Annotated in this window: 1 protein-coding gene and 2 pseudogenes; 1 reads left to right on the top strand and 2 read right to left on the bottom strand. The window is 77.1% G+C overall.

Annotated elements, in window-relative coordinates; genetic code table 11:
* Positions 1 to 594, bottom strand: a pseudogene (locus EEJ42_RS31675) (ATP-dependent helicase); the annotation flags it as partial.
* A gap of 143 nt (positions 595 to 737) precedes the next feature.
* Between EEJ42_RS31675 and EEJ42_RS31670 the strand changes: the two are divergent.
* Positions 738 to 920, top strand: coding sequence for a hypothetical protein (locus tag EEJ42_RS31670; RefSeq protein WP_123105310.1), 183 nt, complete (start codon positions 738 to 740; stop codon positions 918 to 920).
* A 263-nt stretch (positions 921 to 1,183) separates the two neighbouring features.
* On the opposite strand, the pseudogene EEJ42_RS31665 reads toward EEJ42_RS31670, so the two are convergent.
* Positions 1,184 to 1,635: pseudogene (locus EEJ42_RS31665) on the bottom strand (hypothetical protein); the annotation flags it as partial.

Here is a 1,635-nt window from a genome sequence, read left to right as displayed (position 1 = left end):
GGCGGGCGAGCGCGGCAGCCCGTCCGCGACCGCGTCGAGGAAGGCGCGCAGGTGCCGTTCGGGGTCGGGCAGCAGCAGGGGGTCGGTGCCGGGCAGCGCCACCGCGTGGGCGGCGGCGGGCATGGCGGCGGCCAGCTCCCGTACCCGCTCCAGGTCGTCGCCGTCGAGCGGGCCGACGCGCCAGGCGTCGTGGTCGGTGGCGGTGAGACCGGGCAGCAGGCGGCCACGGGCCGCGAGTTGCAGGGCGAGGACGGCGGCGGCACCCCAGAAGGCCGTCGCGGGGTCGGCCCCTCCCCGGCCCGACGGCTCACCACCCGGCTGGGCGGCGGCCCGTGCCCGGGCCCGGGTGAGCACGGGCAGCGCCTCGGACAGGGGCAGCGTCAGCGCGCGTACGGTGCGAGTGCGGACACCGGAATCGTCCGGGACGGCAACGGTCAGTTCCTCGGTGGAGCCGGACGGCCCGCCGGGCGGCGGGCCGTCAGGGCGCCAGAAGGCGACGCGCCCGGCGCGCGAGGGGTCGCCCGGCAGGAAGACGGCGGTGGAGCGGCAGAGTTCGGCGATCTCGGAGGGGGTGGTCGCGGAGGGTCGGGTCACAGCTCTGACGCATTCCTCAAATTTGACTACCGGAGTGGGCGGCCGAGGGTACAGGACGGCGGGCCGGATGTGGAACCAGCGGCCGCCGGTGTCCGTTGTGAGGAGTGAATACGGCTATGGGCCGGGTTAAGGAGGCGGGTGCGATGTCCACGCGCGCGAAGGTCGCCGCCGGAGGTGTGGTGGCGGGGGTGATCCTGCTGTGGCTGCTGCCCTTCTGGGCCGCGCTGCTGGTGATGGTCGGCGTACCGGTGGGCGCCTACCTGCTGCTGGACCCGTCGCAGCGGCGCAGGCTGCGCGGGGTCTCCCGCAAGCAGCTGGGGCGCTGACCCAGACGCCCGGGCCTCGGCTTCCGGGCGAGGCATCGGGCCACCGGCCGGGTTCGGGAGCGGGGGCGGCGCGCGCCTGGGAGTGACCGCGCAATACCGATCGCGGATCGTCCCGGCTCCCCACCCCGGCCGGTCACAGGCGCTTGGGCGCGCCGTCGGCGGGCGCACGGAAGCGCGTCCACAGGGCGTCGGCGGGCCGTTCGCAGCGCCCCGCGGCGGTCGTCCGGGGCCGTCCGCGGGATGTCGTCGCGCTGCCCCCGCGCTCAGTGCGGTCGTACGGCCAGCTCGTCCAGCGCCGTCAGCAGCCCCGGCAGCTCCGGGCCGCGGCCGACCGGCAGCACCTCGCCCGGCTCCTCGTCCAGCAGCACGAACGCGATGTCGTCGGTCCGCGCCACCATGCTCCAGCCCGGCCCGTCCGCCCGCAGCGTCCGCGCGTCACCCGCGGCGAACGCGGACCGGATCCGGCCCAGCGGCGGAGGCGTCTCCAGGTAGCCGCGCGCCTCCTCCAGGACGCGCCGCACCCCTCCGTGCGGCTTCTCGCCCGGGGACACGAACGTCACGTCGCTGTCGACCTGTTCGCGCCAGATCGCCCACTGGAGCGCGATCTCGTCCGCGCCGAGCCGCCGCTGCGCCGGACCCCACCGCGCGGAGTCCGGCGGTGCGAGCGGCTGCCGGGCCGCACCCCCGGGCCGGGCGTCGGGGGCGGGGTCGTGCG

The sequence above is a fragment of the Streptomyces botrytidirepellens genome (assembly GCF_003721215.1).
Taxonomy (GTDB): domain Bacteria; phylum Actinomycetota; class Actinomycetes; order Streptomycetales; family Streptomycetaceae; genus Streptomyces; species Streptomyces himastatinicus.
The sequence above is the reverse complement of the archived record's forward strand: the minus strand, read 5'-3'. Positions and strand labels throughout refer to the sequence as shown.